Here is a 23312-nt window from a genome sequence, read left to right as displayed (position 1 = left end):
TACCCTGTACTGCGGAAAGCCTGACCCGAAGGGGAACGCCAAAAAAAAGCTAACAGCCAATAGCGGTCAGCTCAAAAAAGTATTTTATTTATTAACTATATATTTTTACAATGAAATCGATTACGATTAAAGGACAAGAAAGAGAAAGCGTAGGCAAAAAAGCTACTAAAGCCTTACGTGATGCTGGAATGGTCCCTTGCGTTATTTACGGAGGAACTACACCACAGCATTTTGCAGCAGAAGAAAAAGCATTCAAAGGCTTGGTTTACACTCCAAACGCACACACAGTTGTGGTTGATTTGGCTGGAAAAACTACCAATGTTATTCTTCAAGACATTCAGTTTCACCCGGTGTCTGACAAAATTTTACACATTGATTTCTTTCAATTAAACGAAAGCAAAGAAATCACTATGGAGGTTCCTGTGAAAATTACAGGTACTTCACCAGGGGTTTTGTTAGGTGGTGATTTGCGTTTGAACCAAAGAAGATTAAAAGTAAAAGCTTTACCAAAAAATCTTCCGGATTATGTTGAAGCTAACATCTCTGAATTGCAAATGGGTAACAAATTATACGTTACCAAATTGGAGACTAACAACTTCAAATTGATGCACCCGGACAACACCGTGGTTTGTCAAGTGAAGATTTCACGTGCCGCTATGAAAGCCGCTCAAGAAGCAGCCAAAGCAGCCAAAGCTCCGGCAAAAGGAAAGAAAAAATAATTCATTTCCAATTTATACCGAAAGCCTCGTTGAAAAACGGGGCTTTTTTATTGAGGAGCGAAAGGCTCGGGCATTCTTACCCCGAAGCTTCGGGGCCATATTCCCGCTTTTCGCGCTACGTGGTAGCCGCTGCAATCGGGGCTAAATGATAAGCAAAAGGCGCTTTATAAACTTTGGGAAACAAATTTTCAAATTAACTTATTTCCAAATTAGCTACTTTTGTCTCATGAAATGGTTGACCCAATTATTTACTACTACTACAACTTCTGAAAACATACCGGAAATGAAGAAATACCTTATCGTCGGACTGGGCAACATCGGTGCCGAATATGTCAATACCCGCCACAACATTGGTTTTAAAGTCTTAGATTACGTGGCACAAAAAGAAAACTTGTCTTTTGAAACGGCCAAACTGGGAACGATAACAGAATACAACATCAAAGGTAGAAAGCTAATCCTTTTGAAACCCAACACTTACATGAATTTAAGTGGTAAAGCGGTGCAATATTGGATGGAAAAAGAAAACATCGCCAAAGAAAACGTTTTGGTGATTACCGATGATTTGAATTTGCCTTTTGGCACCATACGCATCAAAGCCAAAGGTAGCGACGGCGGACACAACGGTTTAAAAAACATCCAACTCGTTTTAAACTCTTCCGAATACCCGCGTTTTCGTTTTGGCATCAGTGACGAATTCAAAAAAGGACAACAAGTAGATTACGTTTTAGGCGAGTGGACCGAAGAAGAAAAAAACAAACTACCGGAACGCTACGAAAAAGCCAAAGAAATCATAGAATCTTTTGCCTTAGCCGGTTTAAACAACACCATGAATAATTTTAACGGGAAGTAGCTCAAAACGAATACGCTACAAGAAATCAATCCTTAAAATACGCCGCAATAATCTTATCCGAAAACTCCTCCCGTTTCAATTTTGTGGTAAAATAATGGCTAAATTTTATTTTTCCGTAAATTATTACGAATTAAAAGAACAAAGTTGCTGGGTTTAAACAATTTTTAATGGTTTTTTTTCGTTCAAGAATCTTTTTTTTTTACTTTTATCGGCTATTTACAACATCTTATTACTCAATAAACTAAAAATCATGAAAAAAATTACAATGATGTCTTTGTTTCTGCTGTTTTCCCTAGCTATAGGATACAGTCAAGAAGCAAAACAAAAAACCGTTTTTGGAAAACCGGCCACCAATGTTTCTCCGCAAGGATTGATTCGTTGTGCGTCAACAGAATATGAGCATTTCCTTCAGGAGAATGATCCGAAAAGAATGTCAGATGCTGAATTTGAAGCTTGGCTATCTCCGCTAGTTGAACGATACAAAAACAGTCCGGAATTCCGTTCTGAATCAGGTGGTATTATCACTATTCCTGTAGTAGTTCACGTTATCCACAGCGGTCAAGCTCTTGGTACTGCTCCTAACATCCAAGATGGTCAAGTAGAGTCGCAAATCACCGTAATGAATCAAGATTTCAGACGTTTGTCAGGAACTCCGGGTTTTAACTCTAATGCGGTTGGAGCAGACACTATGGTTCAATTTGCTTTGGCTAAAGTAGATCCTAACGGAAACCCAACTAACGGAATTGTAAGACACAATCTTTGTGAAGCTTCTTGGTCAACTGCAGCCATCAACAGCACAGTGAAACCAAGTACGATTTGGGACCCAACTCAATATATGAACATGTGGAGTGTACAATTCTCTGACGGTTCACTTTTAGGATATGCTCAATTCCCAAGCAACTCAACACTAACCGGTTTAAATACTAATGGCGGATCAGCCAATACTGATGGTGTTGTGGCTAATTATTCTTATTTCGGTTCAAGAAATATTTTCCCAACCGGACTTTACGGCGACACTTCTTTTGATAAAGGTCGTACCATGACACACGAAGTAGGCCACTTTTTAGGATTGCGTCACATTTGGGCTGAAGACGGAACAGCCTGTGTTGCCGATGATTATTGTAATGATACTCCCAGAGCTGCTGCTCCCAACTATGGTTGCCCTACAGGAACTAACTCATGTACCACACAACCGGGTAATGACATGATTGAAAACTATATGGATTACACTGATGATGCTTGTATGAACATCTTTACTGTAGACCAAAAAGCCAGAATTACAACCGTAATGAACAACGCAACCCGAAGACTTACGTTAAAAACATCAACAAGAGACCAAGCCATTCCTCTATTCACTAACGATGCTGAATTGAAATTGGAAAACGTTTGTGCTTCAGCCGGTGGCGCTTGTGGTGGCGGTAGTTCACCAACCATAAAAGTTACCATCTACAACCGAGGAACAGCTAATTTAACTTCAGCCGTTATTTCTTATAACATTAATGGCGGAACTAACTATACTTACCCTTGGACAGGAAATTTAGCACCAAACAAATTTGCTACTTTTGACATGCCGGTAACTAACGGAACTAACGGAACATTTAATGGTACTATTACAACCGCTAATGGTGTAACTGACCAAAGAGCTTCAAACAACAGCGTTTCAGCAGCTTATACTGTTCCTGCCGGACCAACGAACTACACTATCAATAATTATGTATTTAGATTACAAAGAGATTTGTATGGTTCAGAAACTACTTGGAACTTAAAAAATCAAGCCGGAACTATTTTATACAGTGGCGGTCCGTATACAGATACAGCAGCACTTCCTGCCATCTTTACCCAAAACTGGACATTGGCTAACAACAATTGTTATACCTTTACCATTAACGATTCTTATGGTGACGGAATTTGTTGTAACTATGGTAGTGGTTATTATGACATCAAATCAACTGATGGTACAATTGTAGTGGCTAACGGTGCATCATTTACCAGTACAGATAGCAAAGTATTTACAGTTAACGTGTTAAGCAACGAAACTTTCGAAACCTTAAACGATATTTATGTTTACCCTAACCCAACTAAAAGTGTATTAAACATTGCGGTACCTACCGGAGTTGAATTGGTTAAAAACGTTACTGTTTACAATTATTTAGGTCAAACAATCACCCAAAAAAATATAACAACTGCTGACGATTTATCTATTGATACTACAAATTACAGCAGCGGTGTTTATTTAATCACTGTTTCTAACGGTACACAAAGCAAAACATTGCGTTTTATTAAAGAATAATTAATAGCCGCAAAACTAAAAAAGAGGATTGAATTCATTTTCAATCCTCTTTTCTTTTAAAATAAAATTTACTTTTGTAAAAAATCAACGGTTGAAAACACATCATTCTATTCATTCCTTCAAACCCAACGGCCAAACTATCGTTACCATTGGTACATTTGACGGTGTGCACCTTGGCCACCAAAAAATATTGGACCAAATTATCACTTCGGCAAAAATAAATGAGTGTGAAAGTTTAGTGCTGACTTTTTTTCCGCATCCAAGAATGGTTCTCCAAGAAGGAACCGAGATGAAACAACTCAACACCTTAAATGAAAAAATAGCCTTATTAGCCAACTTAGGCGTTGACCATTTGGTAGTACATCCTTTTGATAAAGAGTTTTCGAGACTAACTGCCGAAGATTTTGTCAAACAGGTTTTAGTCGATACTTTTAAACTAAAGAAAATCATTATAGGTTATGACCATCGTTTCGGAAGAAACCGAACGGCCGACATTAATGACCTGATTGAATTTGGCCAAACCTACGGCTTTGAAGTGGAACAAATTTCAGTACAAGAAATCAATGCTGTTTCCGTGAGTTCCACCAAAATCAGAACCGCTTTAAGCGAAGGTCAAATTGAATTGGCCAACGAGTATTTGGGCTATGATTATTCATTGACCGGAATCGTAACCAAAGGCCAACAACTGGGCAGAACCATCGGTTACCCAACAGCCAACATTACCATCGAAGAAGACTATAAACTCATCCCTAAAAACGGAGTTTATGTAGCCAAATGCCAACACAACCAACAAACAGTTTACGGCATGATGAATATCGGAAATCGGCCTACGGTGAACGGCACTACCCAAACCATTGAAATCAATTTATTCGATTTTAACGAAGACCTTTATGGTCAAACCATCACTGTTTCACTACTGAAAAGAATGCGTGATGAACAAAAATTTGACTCTTTAGACGCGCTGAAAAGCCAGTTGGCTCTTGACAAACTGACCGCACAAGAACACATCAGCCGACTATAAATAATTTAATATTTATTTGATTTTACTGAATCTAAACTTTCTTTTCTGTTAAATAATTAAATTTTTACAGATAATTTCTTAATTTTGATAGACTTGTTTAATTATCCCTTTAAACCCTATCAAGATGAAACTACCTAAAGAAATAGTCAACGGAATCCTGATCTTTGCCGGAATTGCCCTTTATTTTTTAATTATGGAGTTCTTCGGTTTGTCTAAAGTCATTTACCTCAGAATGCTCAACGCTGCCTTTGTTTACTATGGCGTAAGCAGAACACTACAATCCAACTTCAAAGAAGGCAAAACCGGTTATGTTTCTAATTTGCTTTCGGCAGGCACAACCGCTATTACGGGTGTTTTACTCAGCGTTATCGGTTTGCTGACTTATATTTATGCCCGAGGCGGAAATGAGTATGTCAGCAATCTTTCAGGAGAATTTCTTTTCGGCGGAAGCCCAACAGCCAACGAATACGCTATTGGTCTATTGTTTGAAGGAATTGCTTCAGGCGTAATTGTCGTTTTTGTAGCCATGCAACTTTTCAGAAGCAAAACGGCTGCACAGGATTAATCAGCGTCTTTTATTGTTTTTCAAATTGTAACTTAATTACAAATTGACTACTTTTGGGGCAACATAAAATGTTACCTATGAGCATTACTAAACACAATTGGACCAAAGAAGAAATCATCGCCATATACAACAAACCCTTAATGGATTTGCTTTACGAAGCTGCTTCTGTACACCGTGAACATCACGATCCTAATGTAGTTCAGGTTTCCACTTTACTCTCTATCAAAACCGGCGGTTGTCCCGAAGATTGTGGTTATTGTCCGCAAGCTGCTCGCTATCATACCGATATTCAAGGCAACGATTTGATGACCGTGAGCCAAGTTAAAGCACAAGCGCTTAGAGCCAAATCTAACGGTTCTTCGAGAGTTTGTATGGGTGCTGCTTGGCGCAATGTTAAAGACGGTGAAGAGTTTGACCAAGTATTGGAAATGGTGAGAACCATCAACAAACTGGATATGGAAGTATGCTGTACTCTCGGAATGTTAACCGAAAATCAAGCACAACGATTAGCCGAAGCCGGTTTATATGCTTACAACCACAACCTGGATACCTCTGAAGATTATTATAAAGAAGTGATTTCAACCCGCGGTTTTGAAGACCGTTTGCAAACCATAGAAAACGTCCGCAAAACCAATGTTACGGTATGCAGTGGCGGTATTATCGGAATGGGCGAAAGCATCGAAGACAGAGCCGGAATGTTAGTAGCATTGTCTACTTTAAATCCGCAACCGGAATCCGTGCCGATTAATGCCTTAGTAGCCGTTGAAGGCACACCGATGGAAAACGAAAAACCGGTTGAAATTTGGGAAATGATTCGAATGGTAGCCACTACCCGTATCGTAATGCCCGAAACCCAAGTACGCCTTTCTGCCGGAAGAACCGAAATGTCTCGCGAAGGTCAAGCTATGTGTTTCTTTGCCGGTGCGAATTCGATTTTTGCAGGCGATAAATTATTGACCACACCAAACCCTGATGTGAATGAAGACATGAAAATGTTTGAAACTCTTGGTTTGCTTCCGCAAAAACCCTTCATCAAAATCATGCAACCTAAAACCGTTGAAGCCGAAGATTCGCAGTTTCAATCCTTGGGAGAAAAACCAAAATGGACGCGTCCGGGTCACCAAATTGAACGCAATTTAGAAGCTTCTAACAAAGGAAAATAAGTTAACTTTTTCTAAAAAAAGAATAGTTTTTAAAGCTTTTTATAACTTTGCTCTCATCATGTTTTGATGGGAGCTTTTTTTATATTTTACCAAACAGTCTATGTCACTAGCACTTACAGAAATTGAACGCGTAAAAACTATTTCAAAAGAAGATTTTTACAATCACTATGTAAAAAAACAAAAGCCGTTGGTTATTGAGCAACTCACTGCCGATTGGCCGGCCTATGAAAAGTGGAATTTAGCCTACATTAAAGAAGTTGCCGGCGATAAAATTGTGCCGCTTTATGATGACCGCCCGGTTTCGCACAAAGATGGATTTAACGAAGCTCATGCCCAAATGAAAATGAGTGATTATATCGATTTACTCAATGCCAAGCCAACCAATTATCGCATCTTTTTATACAATTTGATGAAAGAAGTTCCGGTACTGAAAAATGATTTTGTTTGGCCGGATATCGGACTAAAATTAGTCAAACAATTGCCGATGCTTTTCTTTGGAGGCGAAAACTCAAAAGTGTTTATGCATTATGATATTGATTATTCTAACATCCTGCATTTTCACTTTCATGGTCAAAAAAGATGTGTGCTTTTTGCACCTGATCAAACGCCGTATTTATACAAAGTCCCTCACGCTCTCATCTCTAGAGAAGACATCGATTTTGATAATCCCGACTTTGACAAATGGCCGGCTTTGAAAAAAGCCAAAGGCTTAGTCACTGATTTAAAACACGGCGAAATGCTTTACATGCCCGAAGGGTATTGGCATTATATGAAGTATGTCACGCCCGGATTCTCAATGAGTTTAAGAGCTTTTCCGAGAAGCCTCACCAATCTGTCAAAAGCAGCCTACAACGTATTTATCATGCGTAACTTTGACAATCTCATGCGCCAATGGAAAGGTCAAAAATGGATTGATTATAAAAACAACCAAGCTATAGTCAACACTAATAAATAGGTTAAAAAAAGCGGCTCATTTCTGAGCCGCTTTTTTTAATTCATTAGTATCTTTTTGGTAATCACTGTACCGCTTTCGAGCTTGATTTTTACGATTAATGATTGTTGGCTCAACGTGATGTTGTTGGCTACAAAATCATTAGCACCAATACCTTTGGCTTGGTACAATTGTCTTCCTAACACATCGTAAACAATCACTTCGTTTATAGTTTGCAAATACGACTTTATCATTAATTCTCCTTGATTGGCCGCCACCACAACACTGTTGTTTAACGTATCAAAATCAGGGTTGTCTAAGGCAGAACCATTGGTATAACGCAACAAGAATCGGTTGTCAAACTTACCGTTTACTGTGGTAAAAGTATAAGGTGCCGCTTTTAAATCGTGTATAATATTCAAGGCTAAATCTTCTATATATATATTAGTGGCCTCGCTGTTGAAAACGCCTTCTTGTTGGTCAATGCTAATGCTGAACTCACCGTCAACCGAACTAAAATACCCAATCGGAACAATATCAGACTCCACAAAATTAGATCTGGCCTGAATTTTATACTTCTCATTATTCCCTAAAGTATAGAAACTCAAATAATTGTTGCTTTGGTTTACTCTAGCATCATAAGCCCAATCAAAGTCTAGTGTAGATTGTGGCAAATAAGCCACCAACAATTGACCAAACATTCCATCTCCATTTCTCAAATTCAACCACAATCTGTCTTTTTCCGCTGCTTGAGGTTGCGCCGTTCTGAAAAACTGGTCATTGTCATAATCTTTATCTCTCATGGCGTTGTTAAACGTCAGAGTATTGTTGCCTTGTGCTTCTACAAAGAATCCCTGAGCCGAAGCAATATAACCCGTTGGCACCGCGCTACCGGTAAAACTGGCTCGCGTTCCTCCCGACAAATTGTAAACCGCATAATCATCAGTGATAAAGTTATACAAACTTGGTCCCGGATTAGAAACCGAAACATCATCCACATGCGTCCAGAAATACAAACTTCCCGAAGTTTTGGTTCCGTTGGTCGTAATAAAATCATCCGCAAAAATAGCCGAAGCGTATGGATTTCCTATCAAGTTAAAATCATCTGCCGTGTTCGCCGCATTACCGCTTTCCACAATTGGAATCTGAATAACTCCATTGTTTACCGGTCCGGAAAAAGTCACCGTAGTAGTAGCACTCGGCGCAAAAGCCAATCCGGTTGGTCCCATAATGGCATAGCCTTTTCCGTTGGTCATGTTTCCGGTGTAAGGCAACCATGCCCATGGTGCGAAATCGTCAAAACTGTCCGGCACTCCGGCAGCCGTTACGGTTCCGTAATAATCTATGGTATTCAAATCAGAATAATTGGCTGCATTAAACTCAAAAGAATAATCAGTTCTCCAACCTATAAATGTACTGGTGATATTGGCACCGTTTACCGGTGAAGACCAATATGTATAATCATATAATTCGAATGGCGCAGTAGTTCTGATTACGTTGGTGGTTCCGTTATTGGTTACTACTCCTGCATCGTCAATCATGACTAACGAACCGTTATTTTGTACCAATAAAGTTCCCGTAGCATTCACGTATAAATTATTTTGAATGGCCACATGGTCATTCGGATTGATGTCTAAAGTCACCGCAGGATTAATGGTTACACTACAAGCTTCAAAACTGCCGTCGGTGGCTGTATCATAATTTCCGGCAATCACTACTCCTGTTGTTAAATCAGGTGCACCGTTACTCCATGCTGTTCCGCTCCAAACGGTAGCATCGACCATCAACTGCGCTGCATCTGAAGCCACATTACAAGTCGTATTTTGGGTTACCTGACAGTAAAACTGATACCCGCTAAAAGCACCTATTGCTCCGGTAAGCGTTAAAGTATTGGTGTTAAAATTCGTTGCCGCAACACCGGTTAAGGAACTAGCCGCAACAGCCGTCCATCCCGAAGCGGTACCCGAGTTATAGTACCATTGGTAACTCAAAGTCCCGGCACCTGGCCCCGCAGTAGCGCCAGCGGTAAAGGTTGCCGTAGTATTACAAGTCGTCACATCTACAGGATCAGTAGTTACAGTTGGTACTGTAGAAAGTGGTCCGGTGTAAACAAACGTGCCCAAATCGGCTAAAGTTTCAGTAGTAGTATGTGTCCAATCACTTGGCGTGCTGCTGGTGTTTGGTCCTGCCGTATTAGTATTTCTTTTGGCAGTATAACCAATCGTATTGTTAGGCACTATATAAACATCCACCAAAGTCGTTCCTTGGTACAAATGAAAAATATCATCTCCGTTAATCCCCGCAAACCCGGGTGTGCTGTAATCAAAATCGGGTGAAGCCGTATTGGCATCATTACTGATTCTACCATATTTTACTTCTCCGTTAGCAATAGAAGTGATGCTTGGTGCAAAAGCGTAATCGGTATAACTATTGGCTATTAAAGCTGCATTATCCGCATATCTTCTGATGAAATAGGAGGTCAAATCTATGGTAGCTCCGGTACCATTATACACTTCAATATAACCTAAACTTCCGCCATCCTGATCATAGATTTCGGTCATGATTAAATTGGTCAAACCGGCACAAACTCCGGTAATATTGGTTACTGTATAAGCAGAAGATAGTATACAACCTGTGGCAGTTTTGGTAATATTAATGTTGCCTGTTATAGCACCCGCAGGCACTGTAACCACTAATTGAGTGGCTGAACTTGATATTATTGTTGCCGGAATACTATTAAAAGCAACTGTAGTTCCGGTTAAATCTCCCGAACTTGCTGTGATGGTAACATTCGTTCCAACCGGTCCAGAGGCCGGCGTTACGGTACTAATGGTCGCAAAAGCCGTACAAGTTCCTGTTCCGCTGATGTTGAAGGTATAGCTTGGCTCATCAGGATCATTACTGGCAATGGTTACCGTTGCCGTTCTGGTGCCTGAAAAAGTTGGCGTAAAAGTAATAGTAAAAGTGGTCGAAGAACCTACACCCACACTATTAGAAGGCACAGCCACTATTGCAAAATCGCTCGGATTAGCACCACCTAAAGTCACATACGGACTCAAGCCTGACAAATTCAATCCGGCAGTTCCTAAGTTTTGTATCGTAAAAGTATTGGCGGCTGACGTTGAGCCTATCGCCTGCGCGGCAAATAAGGTATTGTCTGTTCCTACCGGCGTATTGCCCGGCGCAATATTGTTGCCCAATCCCTGAAGATTGATATCCGGCTGTGGCAATTGTCCCACTCCGGTGAAGTTGATTACATACGGATTCTCATTCGAATCATTGTTAATGATGGTTGCACTTCCGGTAAATGTACCTGCTGCAGTTGGTGCAAAACGAATGGTAAATGTTCTCGTGCCCGGCGTAGTTCCGCTGATAATTGGCACTGTAGCTCCCGAATAATTAGCAAATACCGAATAAGGAGGATTACCCGAAATCGTTGGGGCAGGATTGGTTAGCGTGATGGTTTGTTGTCCTAAGTTTTGAATGGTAAACACCACATCTAAAGTAGCACTTGTCAATACTGTTCCAAAATCATAAGTGCTTCCGTTTAAATAATTGGTTGCTACTTGTACTACATTAATCTCGCGGTCTCTGGCACCGGCAGTTAAATGATTGGTCGCCGGGAAAGTATTGCAAGTAATGCTCATGGTATTGGTGGTAACCGGTGCTCCACCATTGGTCCAGCTCGCGCCGTTCCATTGGTTGGATTGACAAGTCGCTTCTGTTCCTACTACATCTACCGGCAAGTAAGTTCCCGTAACGGCATAAGTGGTTGGTGCGATTCCCGAAGTAGTCACTTTCCAATAACGTGTGATATAATGGGTTGAAGCATCTAAATTGGGTTCTTTAATATCATTTACGGCAAATCCGGCATAACCGCCATAAGTTCCACCGGAGAAAACCACGGTTACCGGTGAATATTGCATACCGTCTGCCGAAGCAGCACTATCGCCTATAGGGAAAGTAAAGGTTCCGGCCGCTGATAAAGTTTTGCGCAAAGCAACACTCGCTCCATTCGCCACATCGGCTATGATAAAGTTACTCGAAGAAGCACCGGTAATCGTTCCCGAAGCGCCGATGGTCATTGGGTTATTCCCTAAATCAACAATACCATTGGTCAAGGCCAAAGATGTATTGACTGCTAAAGGCGACCCCAACACACAAGCCACAGCGCCCGAAGTTCTGTTTACGGTAAAGGTGCCCAAGTTTTGGAAACCGGTCGTAAAATAGACTGTTCCAATACTGCCCGTTCCTAATAATGTTAGGTTAGAAGTCGTACTTCCTTTGAAAGTTCCGGTTCCTACGATGACATTGGCTACGGAGGCTGTTCCTATGGTTAAGGTATTTCCGTTAAGATCAATCACATCCGAAGCGCTGCCAAAAACAACCGCATTTCCGGTTAAAGCTGCCGATACTACGACATTGGTTCCGGCGGTGAATTGCACCGTTGTTCCGCTACCGGCGGTGCGCAAATACGGAATGGTTATTCCTGCTGCCGATGTAACAATTTGGGTTCCGGTTCGGTTAAAATAAACCGCTCTGTTGCTGCCGTTGAAAGTCCCGGTATTGGTTAAGTTTCCGGTTACTCGCAAATCATCGCCTACGGCAAATCCTAAAGTTAGGGTTCCGGCATTGGTTATATTTCCGGCTACTACTAATTCGCCTCCGGCCGACACACTGCCATAATCCATGTGTAAAGCACTACCGGCATCGATAGTCAAATTACCGGCTATGGCTTTAGACCCTACAGCACCCGAAGCCGCACCGTTGATATAATTAATCGTAGTATTGTTGCTGATTTGTACATGATTCGGATACCCCGGCGTAGTGCCGATAGTACCTACTCCGGCTGCATTCCACTCTAAACCGCGACCATAAGTGCCTCCGGTATTGTAAAGCAAAGTCGAGGCATTACCGTAAATTGGCATAGCACCTGCGTTCAAATACCCTCCGGCATCCAAACGCAAAGTTCCGTTAACGGTAATGGTTGGATTGGTGGTCAAAGTTAAAGCACCGGCTATGCTCAACACACCACCGGTACTAATGGCACGGTAAGCATTGATAGCCATTACCACCGTAGTGCCCGAAGCAATGTTTACATTCTTTGGAGCACCAACAGCAGCCGGCCAATAAGTATGCGTATTCGCAACGTTGTAAGTCCAGCCCGTATTAAAGTTGAGTGTCCCATTGGTCCCATAAGACAAATTAGTCCCATCAGCGTAACCACCGGCATTGATTTGAAACGTTCCGTTGATGGTAGCGATTCCGTTATTGGTAAAAGTTAAGTTCGTGGCCAATGTACCACCGGCATCAACAGTAGTATTGGCATTTCTAATGTTATAAGTGGCGCTGTCCATGGTTACTACGTGACCGTTTTGAATGATAGCATTTTCACTGGGATCAGGCACATTGCCTCCGGTCCAAGTGGCAGGGTCACTCCAGTTTCCTGAAGCGATACTCACAATTCCGGCTACCGTTCCTGTTAAAACTACGTCGTCAATTCTGTATTGAGTCGCAGTAGCAGTTTGTCTAAATCTAATTCTTAAATTCGTCGTTGAAGGAATAGTTCCGGTTGGAGTAACCAAAGCCCAAACAGCAGTTCCTGTACCAGTTGCTCTTGTATAAGTTAGTGCTGTATACGTTGTTCCATCTGAACTAACTTCAACTAAAAGATCTGAACCTGTACTCCCTGTTGTACTCTTATGCTGCCCAAAAGATAAAGACAAAGATGTATAACCAGAGGTATTAATACCGGAAATCTGGAAAGAATTTCCTATAGTGCTTGTTATAAACACATTTCCATTTCCAGACGCACCCGCATAACCAGTAGAAGGTGTAGAAGTTCTCACATCTGTTGTTCCAACTCCTGTATAAGTTAAAGTAGATACGTTTTGGAAAGTTGCCGGAGCTGTTCCACCGACATAAGTAGCAATTGCTGTGTTTGCTGATGGCGTTCCCATGTTTTCTGAAAAGATGGTAACCTGCCCATAAGAACTAACCGAATTAAGTACTAAAGCAAAAAAAGTAACCAGTAATAATTTAAATTTCATACAATTATAAAATATAGTTTCATAGTCATCTGTTAAATTTTGGGCACGTCAAATCACAATTTTTGGCGCACAAAAAAAGGCCAAGAAATGACAGATAGAAAAGGGGCTACAAAACTACATCTAAATTACTAAAAAACAAGGGGTTTGGTTTAAGAAATGATTAAGTAATCAACATTTTTTTTAACAATTTGGGGTATTGCTTTCAAATTGAAACGGTTGTAGGCTAAAATATCGGTTAAATCTTATGATAGCCTAGGTTGGAGTAGTGTTTTGGCTTACGCTTTTTTGTAGGCCTTTGAATGATAGTTGGAGTGGTCAGTATTCAGTGGTCAGTGTTTAGTAAAAAAGGTAAGCGAGAAGAGATTACTACAGACCTAACCCAATCTGAAACACCGGTTTTCTAACTTGGGAAAGCACAATCCCAACCCGAAACAGTAAAATCCCAACCCGGAGCATCACGATTCCAACTCAGAACAGCACTATCCCAACTTGGAGCAGCACAATCCTAAATCAGAGTAGCACAATCCCAACCCAGAGCAGACTTTCCTCCCCGGGAAACAACTATCCTAACTTGGAGCAGCACAATCCTAAAGCAGAGCAGCACGATTCCAACTTGGAGTGGTCAGTGGTCAGTGGTCAGTGTTTAGTGGTCAGTTGGCAGTGAAAAAGTGTAACAAGATAAACTGCTACAAAAAACTTCCCTTATCCCTTTTCCCTTTCCCCTTTCCCCTTTCCCCAAAATTCCCTACTTTTACGCCTACTACCAAAACCCATGACCGAAAAACTTACCCTTTCCGAAGCCACGCTTAAATTGGAATATTACTGTTCCTACCAAGAGCGTTGTCATAGTGAAGTAGTGGATAAGTTGTACCTATTGGGTATGAAAAGCGAGGAGATTGATGTGATAGTGGTGCATTTGCTGCAACACAATTTCCTCAACGAAGAGCGCTTCGCCCGAAGTTTCGCCCGTGGCAAACACCGCATTAAATCTTGGGGTAAAACGCGCATCATCAACGAACTCAAGCAGCGACACATTTCCGCACCCAATATCAAAGCCGCGTTAACCGAAATCTCCGAAGAAGAATACCAAGCCACATTTGACGCATTAGCCGAGCGCCATTGGCACAGCCTAACTGAAAGAAAAGGTCAAAAAAAGAACAAGAAGTTTTGTGATTACTTATTGCGCAGAGGTTGGGAAAGTCATCTCGTTTACGAGAAAATGAAAGAGTTTGGGTCTTCGACAGGCTCAGACTGACAACTGTATAATCAATTGTTTATTCGTAAAAGAAGACAAATTGCATATCTTACACTAAATCCAATCGTCTGCACTTTGTCACCCTGAGCTTGTCGAAGGGCTACTCTTTTGAAACCAACACACTCACCGCATTCCCTCCGAAACCAACAGCGTTAATCAATACTTTTCGTATCGCTTTGCGCGGATTCGGTTCTTCTATATACGGAATTCCGATAAACGTTTGGTGTTGCAGCATGAGCAAAGCCAATTCGATATTCAGCATACCTGAGGCACCGAAAGTGTGGCCTATTTTCCATTTGTTGGTAGTGAGCATGGGTAAGTTATTCCCGAAGACTTTTTGTATCGCTTTGTATTCGGAAGTATCGCCTTTAAGCGTTCCCGGTGCGTGCATCACAATCGCATCGACTTCCTCCAAAGGTGTATTTTGCAACGCCATCGCCATCGATTTTTGGAAACATTGAGCGTCTTCCGAGATGGAAATGTTGTGTTGTAAATCGTCAGTAGCATAGCCTATTCCGGTTATATAGCCTAAGGCTTTTGGGCTTTCGCCCAATTCTAAACAAGCCACCGAAGCTGCTTCGCCTAAGACCATGGAATTTTTGGTTTTGGTCAAGTCGAAGGCGCGACAAGGAAACAGTTGTTCTTCATTCGCATAAATCTTTAACGCTTGCATTTGGGCCAAAGTAAAAGCGGTTAAAGGAGCTTCACTGCCGCCCACCAAAAACTTAGTCGCCAAGCCCGATTGCAGCCAAGCCACGGCATTCAAAACCGCATGCAAAGCTGTTGAACAAGTTATAGAATGCGAGATTTCGGGTCCGGCACTTTTTAAATCATGCGCTACCCAAGAAGAAATATTGCCCAGGGTTGTGGTTGGAGAAGTCAGCGTGGCCGTTTTTCCGGTTTCGATAAATTCTTGATGGTATTTTTCAAACAATTGTGTGGCACCGCGTGAGGAACCAATGTTAATTCCGAAGTCGGCACCTTGTTGCCAACCTGCCTTTTTAATGGCTTGGCGCGATGCTAATATGGCTAACAAAACTGTTTCGTCTAAGGCTTTGTATTTGATGTCTTCTTTGCGCAAAGCGTCCATTTCCTTTCTGATGTCAACAGGAATTGTTGCCACGAACTGACTTTTGCCATTAAAATCTTTGGTAGTAATTAAAGTCTTTGGCGAAAGATAATTGGCCCAAATCTCCTCCGGGTTTTTTCCCAAAGGCGAAATCGAGGCGAGAGAAGTAATGGCAATTTTGGTTTTCAACATGGTGGTGTATTGTGCGGCAAAGGTAGTTATTCTTTGAAAAAGTCTAGCCTATTCTCAAAATTTAAGAACACAGATGAAACAGATACTACGGACAAACACAGATAAAAAAATCCGTGAAAATCTGTTTAATCCGAGGCATCTGTGTGCTAAGATTTATACCATTTCCACCACTTGTTCAAAGAAAAGGTCTTCGACAGGCTCAGACTGACAAGTGTATAATCAATTGTTTATTCATAAAAGAAGATAAATTGCGTTACTTACACTAAACCCAATCGACTGTACTTTGTCACCCTGAGCTTGTCGAAGGGCTAAACCATTTCCACCGCTTGTTCAACTATACTGTAAACCTTTTCCAGTTGTTCCGTTGAAATAATATACGGCGGTAAAATGTAAACGATATTGCCGACCGGTCGCAGAATCACACCATTTTGGATAAAGAAGTTATAGAGTTTCATTCGCATGTTTCCGTAATAACTTTCGGCGCTGTCGGTTTTGATTTCTAAGGCAAAAATTACACCGAGTACGCGAGTGGTTTTGACTTTAGGATGGTCTTTCATTTTTTGGGCGAAAGCCAAATGTTGGGCATGAATTCTTGAAATATTATCTTGCATCTGCTGAGTTTCCAGCAAACCTATACTCGCCAAAGCGGCGGCGCAACCCGTAGGATTAGCGGTAAAGGTATGACCGTGAAACAAAGCTTTATTGACATCATCATTATAAAAACCATCGAAGATTTCTTGGGCAAAAGTGGTAATTGCCATAGGAATCGTGCCACCGGTTAAGGCTTTAGACAAACACATCATATCGGGTTTGTTTACTAAATAATCGGAAGCGAAGGTTTTCCCGGTTTTACCAAAGCCTGTCATGACTTCATCGGCTATGGTAAAGACTTTATTTTGTTGGCAAACAGCGATTAATTTATCAAGTATTTCCGCTTCATACATGACCATGCCGGCGGCACCTTGCACCAAAGGTTCAAAGATAAAGGCAGCGTATTCTTGGGTAGCCACCAAATCGGTTAAAGCTTTCAAACTTTGTTCTTCCTTCCCTTTTACAGGCACCGGAATGCGTGCGACTTCTAACATAGAACCTTGAAACGCTTCGGTATAAAAAGTAATCCCGCTGGCGGCCATGGCGCCAAAAGTATCACCGTGAAAAGCGTCTTCAAAAGCAATGATTTTGGTGCGTTTTTGGCCTTGGTTGTAATAATATTGCAAAGCGCCTTTGAGTGCCACTTCAACAGCGGTTGAACCGTTATCGGAATAAAAAAATTTCTTTTGGTTAGTAGGCAAAATGGAGAGCAGTTTCTCCGACAATTCTACTGCTTTGTTATGGGTAAACCCGCCGAATAAAACGTGTTCTAAGGTCGTTAACTGTTGGTAAATGGCATCTGCTATCACTCGGTTAGAATGGCCAAACGGATTGACCCACCAAGAGGCAATAGCATCGATAAATTCTTTGCCGTTTTCATCCCAAAGCAAAGCGCCTTCGCCTTTGACAATGGCAGGCAATAGGCCGGTGGTTTTGTGTTGGGTGTAAGGATGCCAGTTGTATAGTTGGTCTTTTTCGGATAGGTTCATGCCGTTAAAGATTTAAAAGATTATCCCGAAATTTATCAGCGTAATAAGCAATCACATTCGCATCGAAATACGGTTCATTGTCAATTCGACCAATACATTTTACGCCGGTTTTATTTAAAATAATGTCTTCGGTCGCTTTGTTTTCATCTCCGGAGAAAATGATTCCGGCCACTTTTATTTTTCGGTTTTGTAGTGCTTCAATAGTTAGTAACGTATGATTGATACTGCCTAAATAGTGTCGGGAAACGACGATGACTTTGTAATCGGGCTGTATTAAATCGATGACACAATCTTGGTCATTTAACGGGACGAAAACACCCCCGGCGCCTTCTACCACCAAATGATTGTTGGTTTTAGGTTCTGTGATTTTTTTTAAATCGATAACAATGCCGTCTAACGCAGCAGCCAAATGCGGACTGGCCGGAGTGTTGAGCGCATAAGCATTCTGATGGAATTGGGAATTGGGATTTGAGATTTTCGCTTTGACTTTATGCGTATCCGAAAGTGCTAAATCGCCGGCTTGTACGGGTTTCCAATAATCGGCTTCCAAGGCTTCGGTTACTATAGCTGACGCTACAGTTTTGCCGACATCGGTACCGATTCCTGTGATAAAAATTTTCATAGATTTTTATTTGAACACAAAAGTAGCTAACAATTCCAAGACATTCAAGATTTCGGTTTCAGAATTGTAACTGTGCAAGCAAAAGCGCAGGCGTTCTTGTCCTTCGGGAACGGTTGGGGATAAGATGGGTTTTACGTCAAACCCGTTTTGCTGCAATTGGGTAGCGATGCTTTTTACTTTGTCATTCCCCGGAATGATAGCGCATTGTATGGCCGATTTACTGTAAACGAACATGGGTTTTAATCCTATGCGGAGTTTTTCTTGGTTGAAGAATAGTATGTTATTTCTTAACGCTTGTAGTGCGGTTTTCTCTGAGGCCAAATGTTGGTACGCGACTAAAATGGCAGCTACCGAATGTGGCGACAAACCGGTGGTGTAAATAAAACTTCGGGCGAAGTTGACCAAATAGCTTTTGAGTTCGGCACTGCCTAAAATGGCTGCACCGTGACAACCTAATCCTTTTCCGAAAGTCATGATTCGAGCGAAGACTTTGTCTTGTAACCCTAAACTTTGAATTACACCTTCTCCTTGTTGGCCGAAAACACCTAGCGCATGAGCTTCATCAATCACTAAATAGGCGTTGTATTTTTCCGCCAGTTGAACGAGTTCTTCCAGGTTAGGGCAATCACCGTCCATGGAGAAGACGGATTCGGTGACAAGGTAGATTGTTGTCGGTTGTTGGTTGTCGGTTGTCGGTTGAAATCTGCTGAGAAGTTCTTCTAGATCTACTACATCATTGTGTTGAAATTTATAGGCTTTAGCATTACTCATTTGGATACCGTCGCGGATGGAAGCGTGGCAAAGTTCGTCGTACAGAATAATGTCGTTGCGTTGCGGCACGGCGCTGAAAAATCCAACATTGGCATCGTAGCCTGAGTTGAAAATTAAAGCGGTTTCGGCTTGGTGAAAGTGGGCGATGACACTTTCTGTTGTTTCATACAGATTATGGTTTCCTGAGATTAATCGGGAACCGGTGGCGCCGTTTACTTTTATATTATGGTCTGCAAGGTATTGATGGGTTTGATTGAAAATACTTTCGCTATGGGCAAACCCGATGTAATCATTGGAGGCAAAATCTACCAAATCTTTGGCTGTAGGCAATTGGCGCAAAGCGTTGTTGGCTTGGCGTTGCTCGAGTTTGGTTTGTAGTGATTTTGGGAGTTTCATGAGTCAAAGATAGTAAAATAGCCCATTTGAAATTAAAAGGAGGACAGCCAGTGGCTGTCAGGTATTTTCTTTAACAAAAATAGTATAGTAACCGAATGTCCACTGGACATTCTCCTCTTAATATCAAATCGTGTAGCGCGTAAAGCCGGAAATAGCTCCTGAAACAAAAAGATTTCAGCTTAAATAAAAAAGCCCAACATTACTGTCGGGCTTCTTCTTTTATACAAAATCGGATTAGTCGGCTAATACGATTACTTTGTTGTCTTTCATTTCAATAGTTCCTGAATTGATTTCCAAAGTGTAGTTTTGGTCGTTTACTTTGGTAAACTTTTCAGCTACTTCTTTGCCCAATTTAAAACTATCGGCAGTGATTTTCACGGTACCTTGTTTTAAAGTAGAAACTATTGGTGCGTGGTTGTTCAAGATTTGGAACGAACCATCAACACCCGGTAAAGAAACCGAGGTTACTTCACCTTTGAATAAAGTAGCTTCGGGTGATACTATTTCTAAAATCATTTTTTTTAGTGATTAGTGATTAGTAATTAGTAATTAGCACCAACTGAACACTGCCAACTACTAACTGCCAACTGATTACGCTTCTGCTAACATTTTTTGTCCTGCTTCGATAGCATCTTCAATGGTTCCTTTAAGGTTGAAGGCTGCTTCCGGCAAGTGATCTAATTCACCGTCGATGATCATGTTGAATCCTTTGATGGTGTCTTTGATATCAACCAATACTCCAGGGATACCGGTAAACTGCTCGGCTACGTGGAAAGGTTGAGACAAGAAACGTTGTACACGACGTGCTCTTGATACCGCTAATTTATCTTCTTCAGACAACTCTTCCATCCCTAAGATGGCGATGATGTCTTGTAATTGTTTGTATTTCTGTAAAATCTCTTTTACTCTTTGGGCACAGTTGTAGTGTTCGTCACCTAAGATTTGAGCCGTAAGGATTCTTGAAGTAGAATCTAACGGGTCAACCGCCGGATAAATACCTAACTCAGCAATTTTACGAGACAATACTGTTGTAGCATCTAAGTGCGCGAAAGTTGTTGCCGGTGCCGGGTCAGTTAAGTCATCCGCAGGTACGTATACCGCTTGTACTGAAGTAATAGATCCTTTATTGGTTGAAGTAATACGCTCTTGCATTGCACCCATTTCAGTAGCCAATGTTGGTTGGTAACCTACCGCAGACGGCATACGACCTAATAACGCTGATACCTCAGAACCTGCTTGGGTAAAACGGAAGATATTGTCAACGAAGAACAATACGTCTTTTCCTTGGTCAGAACCTGCTCCATCACGGAAATACTCAGCGATAGATAATCCTGATAAAGCTACACGAGCACGAGCTCCTGGTGGCTCATTCATTTGACCGAACACGAAAGTAGCTTTTGACTCTCTCATACCCACTTTGTCAACTTTGGATAAATCCCATCCTCCATTTTCCATAGAGTGCATGAAATCTTCTCCGTATTTGATAATGCCTGACTCTAACATCTCACGAAGCAAGTCATTTCCTTCACGGGTTCTTTCTCCTACTCCTGCGAATACAGAAAGACCTCCGTGACCTTTAGCGATATTGTTAATCAATTCCTGAATCAATACAGTTTTACCTACTCCGGCACCACCGAATAATCCAATTTTACCACCTTTTGCATAAGGCTCAATTAAGTCGATTACTTTGATTCCGGTGAATAAAACTTCTGTAGAGGTTGATAAATCTTCAAATTTCGGAGCCGGACGGTGGATTGAGATCCCGTCTTTACCTTCTTTTGGCAAATCTCCTAAACCGTCGATAGCATCTCCGATTACATTGAACAAACGTCCGTAAACATCTGCCCCGATTGGCATTTGAATTGGAGCACCGGTGGCGTTAACCTCTGTTCCTCTGCTCAAACCGTCGGTTGAGTCCATGGAGATGGTACGCACTGTGTTTTCACCAATGTGAGATTGAACTTCAAGAACTAATTTTGAACCATTTGCGTTAATGATTTCTAATGAGTCGTAAATTTTTGGCAACTCAACATCTTTAGTATCAAATACTACGTCAACTACCGGACCGATGATTTGCGAAACTTTTCCTATTGCTTTAGACATTGTTTATGTATTTATTAAATAGCTGTTTAGGTTTGAAAAAAACACCTCTTTTTTCAGAGCGCAAAGGTAAAATTTCTATTTCGAAAAATCAATATTTGAAGTGAGTTTTTTTCTTTATTTTTTGATGAATCGTCAATTAAAAGCAAACTATGGCCAATGTGAAACAAAAAACCACCTGATTTCTCAGGTGGTTTTGGGAATATATAAATTTGGTTTGTTTAGAAATTAAGCGGATCCATTGGGTATAAGATTCGGTATAAACCAACATTAACGCCTTTGAAGTTTGACCCGTAAGTGGCGTTGATAGCTTCCAAAAATTTATTAGCAATTAAGGCGTATCCTCTTGGGCTTGGGTGAACACCATCAAGAGAGAAACCGCCTCCGGTTACATAAGCCGAAGTAATGGTGAAATTATTAGCTGTTATTCCGCCGTTAGCAATTTGCGTCTGAAGGGCATTGGCATTTACAAAAGCAAGACCTTTGGCATTAGCAATTGATTCAATAGTAGCATTGTAAGCATCGGTCGCCACTCTAACTTCTTGAATTTCGTCTTTTGTCAAAACCCAATTGTCCGCTAAAGGAACCGATACACCATTCACTTGAGCAGGGTTTCCGCCTACTGTGGTACCGATAAAGGATCTGGCCGGCAATACAATTAAATCTTCGCTGGTCGCTTGTCTCAGAGATGGAATTCCGAAAGAAGTTAAGTTCGTTAAATAACTATCTGTTATCAATAAAGCATTTGTACTTGAAGCAGAGAATGTAATGGTTCTTCTGGCCACTTCTGCCGCAGTTAATAAACCGTTTGACTGTGCGAATAACAAACCATTGTTGTAGGCCGCAAAACCGGCATTTAATTGGCCTGCTGTAGCGGCGTCAAGCGGTACCGGATTATATGGTACTGTTGTAAAATAAGGAATAGTAGTTACATAAGGAAGATTGGCTACAACACCTTTAGCGCCGTTAGCGGTTAATTGATCTACCAAAGTATTATACACGTTGGCAAACACATTAGGATCTGTAATATCATTAGGCCCATAAGTTGCCGGGTTTAAATTTCCGGTTTGATTGGTTCCCGAACCTCCCGACGTGGCGTAAGCCAAGACGTCATTGTTTCCTATCCAAAGTGAGAAGAAGGTTGGGTTCTGTGCCAATGCATCTGCTAAAACAGTCGTACTCGGACTGGAAGCAAAACGCACGAAATAAGGATTGGCTTGACCGCTTAAAACCCCGGCTACATTACCATATCCGGGTGCTAGTAAGTGAAAACTTTTGGCTCCCGGAACACCCATATTGTTGAATGGTCCTGAAAGCACATTGGTTATATCAGTAGTAGGCGTCCCCGGTACCGGAACCGGTCCTGTTCCGTTAAAGTATAATCTTGTTCCGGCAATTTGAGTTCCGCCAAGCAACAAACCTCCTGTATTGTCAGACATGTAGGGAATTGTAAATTCACCACCGCCAACTAATGCAAATTGACTGGCTAAAATGTTCGGATAAGAACTGTCTTGCCCTGCATAAAACAAAGCGTTGTCAGAGTAACCGGCTGTTAAAGAGTTTCCTAGGGAAACGTATTTAGAAAAATCGGCTGTTCCTGCAGTGAGCGGTGTTCCGTCTGTTGAATTAGGATCAACAAAAGGCTCTTCATCACTGTTACATGCTACAAAGGTTAGAGAAACCAACAGTAGCCATTTGAAATTTTTTATCATAACTATTATAATTTAATAATTGGGTT

The 23312-nt window shown here is 41.3% G+C and carries 16 protein-coding genes; 8 read left to right on the top strand and 8 right to left on the bottom strand.

The window, feature by feature from the left end:
- Nucleotides 1–110: 110 nt before the first annotated feature.
- From P7V56_RS03515 to P7V56_RS03485, 7 genes are all read left to right on the top strand, one after another.
- The gene (locus P7V56_RS03515) at nucleotides 111–719 is read left to right on the top strand and encodes a 50S ribosomal protein L25/general stress protein Ctc (RefSeq protein WP_171221060.1); all 609 of its coding nucleotides are present in this window, start codon (nucleotides 111–113) and stop codon (nucleotides 717–719) included.
- A gap of 226 nt (nucleotides 720–945) precedes the next feature.
- Nucleotides 946–1569, top strand: coding sequence for an aminoacyl-tRNA hydrolase (gene pth / locus P7V56_RS03510; RefSeq protein ID WP_171221061.1), 624 nt, complete (start codon nucleotides 946–948; stop codon nucleotides 1567–1569).
- Between the two features lie 250 nt (nucleotides 1570–1819).
- Entirely contained in the window at nucleotides 1820–3859 is a 2040-nt protein-coding gene (locus tag P7V56_RS03505; RefSeq protein WP_171221062.1) for a T9SS type A sorting domain-containing protein, read from the top strand.
- 91 nt (nucleotides 3860–3950) lie between these two features.
- The gene (locus tag P7V56_RS03500) at nucleotides 3951–4880 is read left to right on the top strand and encodes a bifunctional riboflavin kinase/FAD synthetase (protein ID WP_171221063.1); all 930 of its coding nucleotides are present in this window, start codon (nucleotides 3951–3953) and stop codon (nucleotides 4878–4880) included.
- 124 nt (nucleotides 4881–5004) lie between these two features.
- On the top strand, nucleotides 5005–5445 hold the full coding sequence (locus P7V56_RS03495; RefSeq protein WP_171221064.1) for a hypothetical protein: 441 nt from the start codon (nucleotides 5005–5007) through the stop codon (nucleotides 5443–5445).
- Nucleotides 5446–5522: 77 nt separating this feature from the next.
- Entirely contained in the window at nucleotides 5523–6608 is a 1086-nt protein-coding gene (gene bioB / locus P7V56_RS03490; protein ID WP_171221065.1) for a biotin synthase BioB, read from the top strand.
- Between the two features lie 100 nt (nucleotides 6609–6708).
- Nucleotides 6709–7563, top strand: coding sequence for a cupin-like domain-containing protein (locus P7V56_RS03485; RefSeq protein WP_171221066.1), 855 nt, complete (start codon nucleotides 6709–6711; stop codon nucleotides 7561–7563).
- Nucleotides 7564–7598: 35 nt separating this feature from the next.
- Here the strand turns inward: P7V56_RS03485 and P7V56_RS03480 are convergent, their stop codons facing one another.
- On the bottom strand, nucleotides 7599–13589 hold the full coding sequence (locus P7V56_RS03480) for a RemA C-terminal-like gliding motility protein (RefSeq protein WP_171221067.1): 5991 nt from the start codon (nucleotides 13587–13589) through the stop codon (nucleotides 7599–7601).
- A gap of 772 nt (nucleotides 13590–14361) precedes the next feature.
- Here P7V56_RS03480 and P7V56_RS03475 point away from each other — a divergent pair.
- The gene (locus P7V56_RS03475; RefSeq protein ID WP_171221068.1) at nucleotides 14362–14844 is read left to right on the top strand and encodes a regulatory protein RecX; all 483 of its coding nucleotides are present in this window, start codon (nucleotides 14362–14364) and stop codon (nucleotides 14842–14844) included.
- Between the two features lie 100 nt (nucleotides 14845–14944).
- Here P7V56_RS03475 and P7V56_RS03470 read toward each other — a convergent pair whose 3' ends face one another.
- The 7 genes from P7V56_RS03470 to P7V56_RS03440 all read right to left on the bottom strand — a co-directional run bounded on the left by P7V56_RS03470 (nucleotide 14945) and on the right by P7V56_RS03440 (nucleotide 23286).
- Nucleotides 14945–16102, bottom strand: coding sequence for a beta-ketoacyl synthase N-terminal-like domain-containing protein (locus P7V56_RS03470; RefSeq protein WP_171221575.1), 1158 nt, complete (start codon nucleotides 16100–16102; stop codon nucleotides 14945–14947).
- A 311-nt stretch (nucleotides 16103–16413) separates the two neighbouring features.
- A complete protein-coding gene (gene bioA, locus P7V56_RS03465) occupies nucleotides 16414–17685 on the bottom strand; it encodes an adenosylmethionine--8-amino-7-oxononanoate transaminase (RefSeq protein WP_171221069.1) in 1272 nt (423 codons plus the stop codon).
- Between the two features lie 4 nt (nucleotides 17686–17689).
- Nucleotides 17690–18307: a dethiobiotin synthase gene (gene bioD / locus P7V56_RS03460; protein WP_171221070.1), complete on the bottom strand. Its 618-nt coding sequence runs from the start codon at nucleotides 18305–18307 to the stop codon at nucleotides 17690–17692.
- A 6-nt stretch (nucleotides 18308–18313) separates the two neighbouring features.
- Nucleotides 18314–19474, bottom strand: coding sequence for an aminotransferase class I/II-fold pyridoxal phosphate-dependent enzyme (locus P7V56_RS03455; RefSeq protein WP_171221071.1), 1161 nt, complete (start codon nucleotides 19472–19474; stop codon nucleotides 18314–18316).
- Between the two features lie 234 nt (nucleotides 19475–19708).
- Nucleotides 19709–19990: a F0F1 ATP synthase subunit delta/epsilon gene (locus tag P7V56_RS03450; RefSeq protein ID WP_171221072.1), complete on the bottom strand. Its 282-nt coding sequence runs from the start codon at nucleotides 19988–19990 to the stop codon at nucleotides 19709–19711.
- A 75-nt stretch (nucleotides 19991–20065) separates the two neighbouring features.
- The gene (gene atpD / locus P7V56_RS03445) at nucleotides 20066–21577 is read right to left on the bottom strand and encodes a F0F1 ATP synthase subunit beta (RefSeq protein ID WP_171221073.1); all 1512 of its coding nucleotides are present in this window, start codon (nucleotides 21575–21577) and stop codon (nucleotides 20066–20068) included.
- 218 nt (nucleotides 21578–21795) lie between these two features.
- Nucleotides 21796–23286 carry an SGNH/GDSL hydrolase family protein gene (locus P7V56_RS03440; RefSeq protein ID WP_171221074.1) on the bottom strand — a complete coding sequence of 497 codons (1491 nt, stop codon included), beginning with the start codon at nucleotides 23284–23286 and terminating at the stop codon, nucleotides 21796–21798.
- Nucleotides 23287–23312: the final 26 nt, after the last annotated feature.

It is taken from the genome of Flavobacterium sp. IMCC34852 (genome assembly GCF_030643905.1).
GTDB lineage: Bacteria > Bacteroidota > Bacteroidia > Flavobacteriales > Flavobacteriaceae > Flavobacterium > Flavobacterium rivulicola.
The sequence above is the reverse complement of the archived record's forward strand: the minus strand, read 5'-3'. Positions and strand labels throughout refer to the sequence as shown.